General features: G+C 66.2%; 5 protein-coding genes. 4 read left to right on the top strand and 1 reads right to left on the bottom strand.

Going from position 1 to position 10,628, the window contains the following annotated elements:
* A partial coding sequence (locus HMPREF0058_RS00275) for a phosphatidylglycerol lysyltransferase domain-containing protein (protein ID WP_169305796.1) occupies positions 1 to 1,849 on the bottom strand: 1,849 nt, incomplete at its 3' end.
* Positions 1,850 to 2,592: 743 nt separating this feature from the next.
* Here HMPREF0058_RS00275 and HMPREF0058_RS00270 point away from each other — a divergent pair.
* From HMPREF0058_RS00270 to HMPREF0058_RS12505, 4 genes are all read left to right on the top strand, one after another.
* A complete protein-coding gene (locus HMPREF0058_RS00270) occupies positions 2,593 to 3,528 on the top strand; it encodes a hypothetical protein (protein ID WP_006547632.1) in 936 nt (311 codons plus the stop codon).
* A gap of 906 nt (positions 3,529 to 4,434) precedes the next feature.
* Positions 4,435 to 7,146, top strand: coding sequence for an ATP-dependent Clp protease ATP-binding subunit (locus HMPREF0058_RS00265; protein ID WP_006547631.1), 2,712 nt, complete (start codon positions 4,435 to 4,437; stop codon positions 7,144 to 7,146).
* 185 nt (positions 7,147 to 7,331) lie between these two features.
* Positions 7,332 to 8,015: a TetR/AcrR family transcriptional regulator gene (locus HMPREF0058_RS00260; RefSeq protein WP_034237323.1), complete on the top strand. Its 684-nt coding sequence runs from the start codon at positions 7,332 to 7,334 to the stop codon at positions 8,013 to 8,015.
* A 450-nt stretch (positions 8,016 to 8,465) separates the two neighbouring features.
* A partial coding sequence (locus HMPREF0058_RS12505) for a Rib/alpha-like domain-containing protein (protein ID WP_211205872.1) occupies positions 8,466 to 10,628 on the top strand: 2,163 nt, incomplete at its 3' end.

Raw genomic sequence — 10,628 nt, 5'->3', positions numbered from 1 at the left:
CGGCCAGCATCCGCTCGCGCGACGCCAGCCGCTCGCGCACCTCAGTGGGCACGCGAGCCGGGCGCTTGCGCTCGACGGCCCCGGCGGTGACGGCGAGCAGGCGCTCGGAGTCCTCAGCGCTGCGCATGGGCTGCGGGCCCGTGTCCCCGCCCAGGCGCGCCGGGAGGTTGACGAATCCCTCGGCCACGCCCATGGCCAGGGACGTGCGGGGCATGTCTGCGGCGTCGGCGTAGCAGATCAGACGCGGGAACCACTCCGGGTTGTACTTCTGGTTGGAGCGGTAGAGCGACTCCAGCTGCCACCACCGCGAGGCGAAGAGCAGGATCTTGTGCCACAGGCTCAGCAGGGCGCTGGCGCCGATCTTCTCGCCCTGCTCGAAGGCGGAGCGGAAGACGACGAAGTTGAGCGAGACCTGGTTGATGGACAGGTCCGAGCCGGCGGCCATGAGCGAGGAGACCATGAGCTCGGTGACGCCGTTGTCCGCTCGGGGGTGGCGGCGCATGACGTCCAGGCTCAGTCCGTCGGCGCCCCAAGGCACGAAGGAGAGCAGGGCGGCGACCTCGCCGCGCTCGTCGCCGGCGGGGAAGAGGGCCTCGACCATGACGCACTGGCCGTCTGAGGGGTCGCCCAGGCGTGACAGGGCCATGGAGAAGCCGCGCTCCTCCCCGCCGCCCAGCCACTGGTCGGCCAGGAAGGTCAGGTGGGCCAGCTCCTCGGCCGGGATCTGGCGGTGACGGCGGATACGGACGGTGTAGCCCAGATCGGTCACGTGCCGCACCGCGCGGCGCACCTCAGGAAGCTCGGCCAGTCGGAAGCGGGAAGGACGCAGGACCGCCTCGTCGCCGATGCGCACGGCTTTCAGACCCGCCTGGACGTAGGCGCGCGCGCCGGCCTCCGAGGCGCCGATGACGGCTGGGGCAAGGCCGTAGTCGGAGGCGTGAGTGAGGAAGGCGCGGGCCGCCGTCGGCCACACCGAGGGGTCACCGAGGGGGTCTCCCGAGGCCAGTGCCACGCCCATGGTGGAGCGGTAGACCACGCCGCCGTGCTCGGTGAGGATCGCGGACTTGTCCCGGCGGGTGGCGAAGTAGCCCAGGGAGTCAGTCGGGTTGTCCGCCAGGAGAGCGCGGATGCGCAGCTCTTCCTCGGTGTCGATCTGCGCGGCCTTGTGCCGGGCCTGCATGATGAGCCACAGGGACGCCAGCGCGCACAGGGCCCAGCCCAGGCCCATGGCGCTGAAGAGCCAGTCCGGCTCGTGGCGTCCGGCGAGCAGGTCGAAGACCTGGTGCAGGCCCACACCTCGCATCATGAACAGGACATTGATGCCGATGACGGCGACGGCGGTGGCGCCCAGGACGAAGACGCTCAGGGCCCGCTTGTAGTCACCGGGCTGGGAGCGCACGGTGTAGTAGCCGCGGTGGCGCAGCAGTGCGGCCAGAATGATGAGGAGAATGATGACGTTGGCCGTCATCGCGCATACGAGCCACGCGGGCAGCGTCTCGGGGGTGGCTTGCGCGGGGCTCGGGGCATCCGAGACGGAGTTGGGGACGAATAGCGCGACGCCGAGGATCAGCGAGTAGAGGACAAGCAGGCCTGCGGCGATGAGCGTGGTGGCGACCCAGGCCAGGCGCTTGCGCCTGCCCAGGCCTGCGGCGAGCAGGATCGTGACGATCGCGGAGAACCAGTCGATGATCGGCAGCGGGATGAGCCAGGTGAAGACCAGGTCCAGGGAGCGGTCCACCCAGGAGATGGAGCCGAAGACCGTCTCGATGATCACCAGGACAGCCGCGATGTACAGGCCAGTGGGCAGCAGCCTGCAGGCCAGTGGTGGCTTGTGGCGGGCAGAACGCATGTCTTCCTTCTCTGGTTCGGATGTCGGCTGCCGTGGGAGGTGGAGGTCGACGCGGTGCGCCGATGGGTGGCGGCGCGTCATGGCAAGCAGGCTATCGGTCATGGGCTCACGCGTCCTCGTGCCGGGGGAGGACCTTGGTGGCGGTGGGGCTCTCCGCCTGAAGGAGGAGCGTGGGAGGCATAGTGGAGGAGGAACGGGGCTCGGCGGAGACTGTGCCTGGCCAATTCAGTCCTCGTACTCCTCCTTCTTCCTCGGTCTGTACTTCTTCCCCGGGCTGCCGCTTTTCCCTGGCCTGCCGCCGGCGCTGTCCCCTGACCACCCCATGCGCGACGGACCGCGTGTTCCTGGTCTGACCGCCGGTGTGCTGTCCTGTTCCTCCGCGACCGACCACCCCATGCGCGACGGACCGCGTGTTCCTCGAGCGACCACGGTATTCGCGCGAATGCGGTGGTCGGCGGAGGTTTTTGTGGTCTGTCGCGCATGGGGTGGTCGGTGGGGGAATGTGTGGTCGGTCGTTGGGTGGTCGGTGGGGGAATGTGTGGTCGGTCGTTGGGTGGTCGGTCGCGCATGGGGTGGTCGGTGGGCGCATAGGTGGTCGATCGGGGAAGCGAAGGCGGCCCGAAGAGCGGCGGCCGCGTCCAGAGTCGTTGCTCGGGCTCCACAGGCTGGCCCCGTGACACCCCTGGAAGCTCCCGTCCACAGGCGCCAAGCGGCGCGAGCTCCTCTGCCTCCATCCTTGGACCATGGTGGATGCGCCGATCGAGATCACGCTGACCCGGGACCTGCTAGATCGCGGGCTGAGTCGTTACGCCCTGGCACGCGCGACCCGCGAGGACAGTGCCGATCTGATCCGACTGTGCCCGGGGGCGTACGTGCGCGCAGCGGACTTCCGCGAGCTTCATGCCAGTCAGCGGCACCTTGTGCGTGTCTGTGCGTTGAACCTGGTTGACCGCGTCCGCCCGGGGGCGGTGCTCGCGCGGGAGTCGGCGGCCGTCATCCATGGCATCCCGCTCATTGGAGCGCTGCCCGAGCAGGTGCAGCTGGTTCGTGTGGGCCGAGCCGGCGGCCGGCGCACGACGGCGACACGCACCCTTCCCGGCCCGGCTGACTATGAGGTGGTTGAGACCGAAGGTATATCGATATCCAGCGTCGCCCAGACCCTCGTCGACCTGGGCAGACGCCGGTCTCTCGCCTCGAACCTGGCCAGCCTGGACCATGTGCTCAGACAGGGGTGGGTGACGAAGGAGTCCCTCATGGAGCTCGTCGACCGCCATCCTGGAACGAGGGGCAATGCGTCGATGCGGAGATGGATTGAGCTCGCGGACCCGCAGTCAGAGTCTCCGGGTGAGAGCCTGAGCCGAGCGGTGATGATCGAGAACCATCTGCCGATGCCCAAGCTTCAGCGCAAGGTGCTCGATGCGCGGGGCACGTTCCTAGGGCGGGTCGATTTCATCTGGCCTGAGCTCGGCGTCATCGGTGAGTTTGACGGGAAGGTGAAGTACGGGCGGGAGTTGACGAGCGGGAGGATCGAGGATGTCATCGAGCGTGAGCGGCGGCGAGAGATCGCGATCGAGCAGGCGACCGGCATGCGCCTGGTGCGGTGGATGTGGAGTGACGTGTGGGGCAGTCAGCGCATGGTGCAGATGCTCGCGGATGCTGGAGTGTGCGCCACGCACTGAATGCTCGCAAGCGCTGTGCACTGCGGTGGAGCAGCGAGGTGGTGCCGGACGGTGGTCGTGCCGGAGTGGGCGGGCCTCTTGCTGTCCGACGGCGCGAGTCACGACCGACCATCCAGTGCGCGACGGACCGCGTGTTCCTCGTCCGACCGTCGGCGTGTGGCCTCCTTCTGTCCTGACGGACCACATAGCCCTCGTTGGACCACCTATTCCTCGATCGACCGTCGGTGTGCTGTCCTTGTGCTCCGCGACCGACCATCCAGCGCGCGACGGACTACTTCTTCCTCCAGCGACCACGGTATTCGCGCGAATGCGGTGGTCGGCGGAGGTTTTTGTGGTCGGTCGCGCATGGGGTGGTCGGTGGGGAATGCGTGATCGATCGTTGGGCGGTCGGTCGTGCATGAGGTGGTCGGCGGGCACACACGTGGTCGGTGGCGTGCAGGCAGTTAGTGAGGTGGCGGCCGGCTGGGCCAGAGTCGGCCTTCATGGCGCAGACAGGATCGGGGTGTCGGCTGCCGGCTGGGGTGTGGCCGGGGTGTCGGCTACTGCTGGGGTACGCGCACCTGGCAATGGCAACCTGCCGTGGCGCCGGCGGCCAGTTCCTGCCTCGGCGCATGCTCCGGCGCCGGCGCACGCTCTGGCCCTGGCACGCTCCGCCGAACCAGCACCTGTCTGGGGCGTCACGCGCATTCGGGGAAGGAAAATGAAGTTGAGTGGAATAGACTCAACCTTGCTTCGGTTGGACTGATCGGAGACCCACGGGACCCCCGCCCGGGACCAGGCCTGGACCTCACCGCCACCGGCCGACGGCGTCGCGCAGTTCGCGCCGCACGTCACCGGAGTGCGGACCCCAGGCCCGGCTCCCTGGCCAGGACCCGCGAGCCTGATCAACGTCAAGGAGGTCCGAATATGGACACGAACTACACCACCCGATCGCAGGAGGCCATCAGCGGCGCCATGCAGGCCGCTGCGGCTGCCGGCAACCCGCAGGTCGACACTGCGCACCTGCTCAACGAGCTCCTCGGGCAGGAGGACGGCGTGGCCCTCGGCCTGCTCGCCGCCGTCGGCCCTGACTCCTCGCAGGCAGCCACCACCCGCACCGCCGTGGGCCAGGAGGTCCGCCGCGTGCTGACCCAGCTACCCGCGTCGTCCGGTTCCTCGGTCAGCCAGCCCCAGCCCTCGCGCGCCCTGCTCGCTGCGTTGGAGGCTGCCTCCACGGAGGCCAAGAACCTTAACGACGACTACATCTCGACCGAGCACCTGCTCATTGGCCTGGCCTCGGGCAGCCCCTCCAACGATCCGGTCGCCCGCATCCTCGCCGAGGCTGGCGCCACCGCGGTCGCCCTGCGTGACGCCCTGCCCAAGGTCCGCGGCAACGCCCGCGTGACCTCGCCCAACCCCGAGGGCACCTACAAGACGCTGGAGAAGTACGGCACGGACCTGACCGAGGCCGCCCGCGAGGGCAAGCTCGATCCGGTCATTGGCCGCGATTCCGAGATCCGGCGCGTGGTCCAGGTCCTGTCCCGCCGCACCAAGAACAACCCGGTGCTCATCGGTGAGCCGGGCGTGGGCAAGACGGCGGTCGTCGAGGGGCTGGCCCAGCGCATCGTCGCCGGGGACGTCCCGACCTCGTTGCGGGGCAAGCGCCTGATCGCGCTGGACCTGGCGGGCATGGTCGCGGGCGCGAAGTACCGCGGCGAGTTCGAGGAGCGGCTCAAGGCCGTCCTGCAGGAGATCAAGGATTCCGACGGCGAAGTCGTCACCTTTATCGACGAGCTCCACACAGTGGTCGGTGCTGGCGGCGGCTCCGAGGGCGCCATGGACGCGGGCAACATGCTCAAGCCCATGCTGGCGCGTGGCGAGCTGCGGCTGGTCGGTGCGACCACGCTGGACGAGTACCGTGAGCGCATCGAGAAAGATCCGGCCCTGGAGCGTCGTTTCCAGCAGGTCTTCGTCGGTGAGCCCTCGGTGGCGGACACGGTCGCCATCCTGCGCGGCATCGCACCCAAGTACGAGGCCCACCACCAGGTGACGATCTCCGATGGCGCCCTCGTGGCGGCGGCCCAGCTGTCCGACCGCTACATCACCGCCCGGCAGCTGCCGGACAAGGCGATCGACCTGATCGACGAGGCCGCCTCGCGCCTGCGTATGGAGCTGGACTCCTCGCCGGTGGAGATCGACGAGCTGCGTCGGCGCGTGGACCGCATGACGATGGAGGAGTCCTACCTGGCTGACTCCCTGGAGGAGTCGGGCGAGAGTGACCCGGCCGCCGTCGAGCGCCTGGAGAAGCTGCGCGCTGAGCTGGCTGACGCCACCGAGAAGCTCACGGCCCTCAACGCCCGCTGGGAGGCGGAGAAGGCGGGGCACAACCGCATCGGTGAGCTGCGTGCCCACTTGGACGAGCTGCGCACCAAGGCTGACCTGGCTGAGCGCAACGGCGACTTCGAGGAGGCTGGGCGCCTGCGCTACGGCGAGATGCCGGCCCTGGAGAAGCAGATCCGTGACGCCGAGGCCTCCGAGGCTGCGGCGGAGACGGTGGTGGGCCCCGACGGCGTCGAGCGCGCGGCGAGCGAGCCGATGATCGCCGAGAAGGTCGGCCCGTTGGAGATCGCTGAGGTGGTTGGCTCGTGGACCGGTATCCCGGTTGGCAAGCTCATGCAGGGCGAGCAGGCCAAGCTGCTCCAGATGGAGCAGGTCATTGGTGAGCGCCTCATCGGCCAGAAGAAGGCTGTGGCGGCTGTGGCTGACGCGGTGCGCCGCTCGCGCGCTGGCGTGGCTGACCCGGACCGTCCGACCGGCTCCTTCCTCTTCCTGGGTCCCACGGGCGTGGGCAAGACCGAGCTGGCTAAGTCCCTGGCGGACTTCCTCTTCGATGACGAGCGCGCCATGGTGCGCATCGATATGTCCGAGTACTCCGAGAAGCACTCGGTGGCGCGTCTGGTTGGCGCACCCCCGGGGTACGTGGGCTACGAGGAGGGTGGTCAGCTGACCGAGGCCGTGCGGCGTCGCCCTTACTCGGTGGTGCTGCTGGATGAGGTGGAGAAGGCCCACCCTGAGATCTTCGACATCCTCCTGCAGGTCCTCGACGACGGGCGCCTGACCGACGGTCAGGGCCGGACCGTGGACTTCCGCAACGTCATCCTGGTGCTCACCTCCAACCTGGGCTCCCAGTTCCTCATCGACCCGATCATGAGCCCGCAGGAGAAGGAGCACGAGGTGATGACCCAGGTGCGTGCCTCCTTCAAGCCGGAGTTCCTCAACCGCCTGGACGACATCCTCATCTTCGACGCCCTGAGCAAAGAGGAGCTGGGCCGCATCGTCCAGATCCAGCTGGACAAGATGCAGGAGCGCCTGGCCGATCACCGCCTCACGCTCACGGTCACTGACGCGGCTCGCTCCTGGCTGGCGGACGAGGGCTACGACCCGGCCTACGGGGCGCGCCCGCTGCGCCGCCTGGTCCAGCGCGAGATTGGCGACCAGCTGGCACGCATGATCCTAGGTGGCGAGGTGCTCGACGGCCAGGAGGTCGTCGTCGACGTCAGCCCGGAGGGCGCCTCGGCAGGGCTTGTGCTCGCGGCACGCGGGGAGGCCTGGGCGCCGAGCGCAGCCAGCGCCGTGTGAGCCGGCCTAGCGAGTACTGATTGCCGACGGCGCAGCGCGGTCGGTAGCGCGGCTGGGCTCGGCGCTGCGGGCAGGAAGGATGGCCCGGCTGGTCTAGGACCGGCCGGGCCGCTTCTGCAGGTTGGCGAGGGGTGCTGGCCTAGGCACTGGAAGCACCGTGTTGCGCGAGATGGGACAATGCCTGCATGGCTACCTCACAGTCCTCGGATTCCAACGTTTCGCCCCAGCCTCGTCGGCGCGGGCCGGGGCGTCCGCCGGCAGGCAGTGAGGACAAGCGTGAGCGAGTGCTGACCGAAGCGGTACGGCTGTTCGGGGCGCACGGCTACGCCGGGACCTCGCTAGCGGATATCGCAGAGGCTGCGCAGATCTCGAAAGCGGGTCTGCTGCACCACTTCTCCTCGAAGGAGGAGTTGTTCGCGCGGGTGCTGGAACACCGTGACGAGGAGACGGGGCAGGCCTTCCTGGCAGCCGTGGATGATTCTGATCCCTGGGGTGTGCTGGACGCTTTTGTCCGTCTGGTGGAGCACAACACCCACCAGCGGGAGATGGTGGCCATCTACACGGCGACGGCGGCCTCGGTCATGGACGCGGAGCACCCGGCGCACACGTGGTTCGCTCGGCACCTGGAGACCTCGGTGGTGAGCATGGAAGAGGCTCTGGAGCTGGGTAAGAAGCGGGGGCTGGTGCGGCCTGAGGCGCCGTCACTGCTCATTGCGAGGACGTTGACCGCGCTGAGTGACGGTCTGCAGATCCAGTGGCTGTGCTCGACGACGCCGGGCAGCGCGGCGAGCAAGGCACTGGCCACGCAGATGGTGGAGGAGATCCAGCTGTACGTCGATGGGCTCAAGGAGCTGTGGCGGTTGCCGTAGGGCAGACACAGAGATCTAGGACGAGCTTGGTTACGGTGGCCCTGGGAGCGTAGCTCCCGGGACCACCGTTGTCTGTACTGCCGACTCGCGGAGACGTCGTCGTGAAGCGCGCTGCCAGGGGGCGGCGGCGTGGGACGTTCGACCTTGGGGCCGTGAGGCGGCAAGAGACTGTCTCTGAGAGTGTCGAGAATGCAGTGGTGTTCGTCATGTAAAAAATAGGTGAAGAAACCGCGCAGGGAGAGGCGTTTTTGTTGGAATTACAGGGTTTAGTCGCTGTTGGTCTGTAGGTCGCCCAGTGGTGGACGATCGAGAAAAACCTTGGAAAACACCAAATCGTCACTAGCCTTAACAGCGTCTACATGCCTCGTCGCATCCCTACTCCCCTAGCGGTCCCGGCGGACCTAGGGCCCAGTGCGGTGATGACGGGCAATCCCTATTCAAGGAGAAGTTATGAGATCTTCCCTCGACGTGCCCCGCAAGTCGGTGCTTCTCACGCGACGTTCGAAGACTGCGGCTGCCATGGGCGCCGTTGCGCTCGTTCTTGGTGTTGGAGCCGGTGTGGCGGTGCCTGTACTGACTAGCCTGTCTCCGGCTGCTGTCGCTGCAGTCACGCCTGGTAACTCGGTGGCGCCCGAGATTGACGGAGTCAACGTCATCGAGAGCGGCACGACCGACAAGAATGCTCAGCACAGCGTCAACGGAAAAGTTGTCCTCCAGACCTCGGGTCATGGCGGTGAGATCGACAATACGGCCGTTGCGACCCCGCTGGAGAATGTACGTGTCTATGCCCAGTGGTACGAGAAGGACGGTTCGGCCTCCCCGATCTACACCGGCACAACGGCGGCTGACGGCACCTACAGCATCGTCATGAAGGACTTCGTCAAGTATGACGGCACGACGGTCTCGTTCGACGCGGACCCGAACTTGCCTGAGGGGGAGAAGTGGCGCGTATGGGCAAAGACGCCGGAGGGGACGTATCTCTGGTACAGCTGGGAGGAAAGCCAGCTTGGTCCGCAGTCGTCCATTATGGATACCGCTTTCGGAGCGGGAAACCTGGTGGGACCTGACCGGCTCACCGGCTTCAACTTCATCTATGCCCCCAAGACCGACGCCGTCATGCATGACATGGCCCACGCTCGCGAGGCGAAGGCTGTCAGTGGTGAGCAGGGCTACATCAGCGGTGAGGTCTATTGGAACAATCGCGCCAATCCGGGTGCGACAACCATGGACATGGTGACGGCACGCGATAGCGGTGATACCGCGGCTCGTCACATTAAGGTTGTCGGGTCGTACCTCTCGGACTACGCGCTCACGCGGATCTACGCCGACGGCCCGGCTGCGATTGGCACCAAAGACATTCGTGGACTTGGCTGGAACGACAGCAAGGAAGCGGCTCTGCAGGCCTGGATCAAGGAGCAGATCAAGGCTGAGGGCGTGGACAAGTGGATTGCTGAGACGGTCACCACGACTACTGACGATAACGGCCAGTACCGTCTTCAGTTCAATGGCACCTACGGCAAGGCATATAACGACCGTGGGTACAACGACGGCGCTCTACTTGCTTCTAACCTCTACTCGGACGCGCTGCTTCCTGACAATGTCGCTACTGCCGAGGGGATGACTCCTGGCAAGGCAAAGTATTCTGATCTCTTCAACCGTGTTGCCTCGAGCCCTGAGGTCGGTTCGTGGTACAGGAACGAGACTGACAAGAAAGCGAGGAGCATCGACAAGACTCCGAAGCATGTCAACTTCGACTGGGCTTATGTCTCTCTTGAGGGTGTTGACAGGTACAGCGTGACGACTCCGTACTACGGAAACAAGTTCGCGTTCGATGACGCTGGCACGAGTTGGACTGGCTTCATCTACAACAACACCACCGCGCCTGGTGCGTCGATGCAGAACATTGTTCGTGCGAAGTTCGCCTTGTCTCTCGACGAGCTGTCCTTTGATGTGACGCCTTATGACTCCTTCGGGAACTTCGCCTCCTCGGGGGACACAGTCAAGACGGTCACGACGGGACTACCGAGCGCTGATCTTGGTAACAACCGCTACCAGATCGCCTGGTTTGACCCTGAGGGTAAGGAAGTCAAAGCCTGCAATATAGCGATTCCTGACAACACCGGGACTCTCGCGTCCTGTGACTTTGAGGCTCCGAACGTGAAGGAAGCGACCACGTACACGGCGCGCCTCTACGCTATCGATACGGAAGGCGAGCGCGGCAGCTACCCGATGTCTCAGGACGCCTTCACTGTCCTCCCGAAGACTACTGATTACGACCCGGTCTACAAGGATGACACCAAGGTTGTGCAGGGAAGCTCGACCACCATCCCGGTGCCAACCTTTGACGACCCTCGCACCAAGGACGTCGTTGAGACCAATGCCACTCCGAAGGACACCACCTTCGAGCAGGATGGCACGGATGTCACCCTTCCTGACGGCACGAAGGGTGCCTTCCCGGGCACCATCGTCGTCAACGACGATGGATCCATCAAGGTGACCCCAAACGCGGACGCTTCGTTGGGCTCCTACCAGGTCCCGGTCAAGGTGACTTACGTGGATGGCTCGACTGACACGGTCTCTGTCCCCTTCGAGGTGACCGAGAGGCTCACGAAT

This window comes from Actinomyces urogenitalis DSM 15434, from assembly GCF_000159035.1.
Lineage (GTDB): Bacteria > Actinomycetota > Actinomycetes > Actinomycetales > Actinomycetaceae > Actinomyces > Actinomyces urogenitalis.
Note: the sequence above shows the minus strand (reverse complement) of the source record. Positions and strands in the feature narration are given on the sequence as shown.